The sequence below is a fragment of the Pseudomonas sp. HMWF006 genome, from assembly GCF_003061205.1.
GTDB classification, from domain to species: domain Bacteria; phylum Pseudomonadota; class Gammaproteobacteria; order Pseudomonadales; family Pseudomonadaceae; genus Aquipseudomonas; species Aquipseudomonas monsensis.
The window spans coordinates 4,845-5,793 of sequence record NZ_QAIU01000622.1; the positions used below are offsets into that span (position 1 = coordinate 4,845).

The 949-nt window shown below is 62.0% G+C and carries 2 protein-coding genes; both read right to left on the reverse strand.

Going from position 1 to position 949, the window contains the following annotated elements:
- On the reverse strand, nucleotides 1-341 hold a 341-nt coding region (locus DBR24_RS34255; protein ID WP_256591944.1), incomplete at its 3' end, for a TRAP transporter large permease subunit.
- Nucleotides 341-868 carry a TRAP transporter small permease gene (locus DBR24_RS28905; protein WP_123462626.1) on the reverse strand — a complete coding sequence of 176 codons (528 nt, stop codon included), beginning with the start codon at nucleotides 866-868 and terminating at the stop codon, nucleotides 341-343. The genes DBR24_RS28905 and DBR24_RS34255, both read right to left, overlap by 1 nt.
- Between the last annotated feature and the right edge of the window lie 81 nt (nucleotides 869-949).

Here is a 949-nt window from a genome sequence, read left to right on the forward strand (position 1 = left end):
GTGTCGGCCACCGACGATCCCGAGATCGCACCGAAGAAGGTCGAGGCCATGATGTTGACCAGCGACAGACCGCCACGCACGAACCCCACCAACACCCCGGCAAACGCCACCAGCCGCCGCGACATGCCGCCCTCGGCCATGATCGCCCCGGCCAGCACGAAGAACGGAATCGCCAGCAAGGAAAATTTATTGACCCCGCCGGCCACCTGAATCATCAAGGCCTGGAACGGGATGTCGATCCACCACGCGCCGATCAGCGCCGACAACCCGAGGGCGTAGGCGACCGGCATGCCGATCAGGATCAACACGATAAAACTGCCTAACAGAATCAATGCGTCCATCAGGCAGCCCCTTCGTTTTCTTCAACCAGGTCGAACCGCACCACGCGGCGATTGCTTTGGTCACCGAACAGCAGTTTTTCCACGACAAAGATCAGCGTCAGCGCGCCGCCGATCGGGATTGGCATGTAGGTGATGCCCACGCGCAAGGTTGGCAGGGCGCTCATGAACTGGTTCCAGGTCGAGGCGCACAGCTTGGCGCCCCAGATGGTCATGAACAGGCAGATGGTGCCCATCAATAACTGCGAGATGACGCTCATCGTTCTGCGCAGGTTGGGTGGTAAACGGTCGGTGACCATGGCGACGGCCATGTGCGCACCGGCGCGATAACTGGCAGCGGCGCCGATGAAGGTGAAGACCATCATCAGCAGGATCGCGGTGGGTTCCGGCCAGCTCGAACCGGTGCCGAGGGCGTAACGGGCGAATACGCCCCAGGGAATGATCAGGGCGATGGCCAGGACCGACAGGCCCGCGACCCAGATGCAGGTCATGTACAGCTTATCGTTGAGGCGCAGCAGCGAATTCTTCATCGGGATCCACCGTAACCGGGCAGCCGCGAGCGTCAGTGGACGCCAGCGCTGCCGGGCCTTTCATTGAGGGCTGGGAGGGTT

Bases quoted from the DNA above. Each gene is read 5' to 3' on its own strand.
- DBR24_RS28905 (WP_123462626.1), bottom strand. From the start codon at position 868: ATGAAGAATTCGCTGCTGCGCCTCAACGATAAGCTGTACATGACCTGC.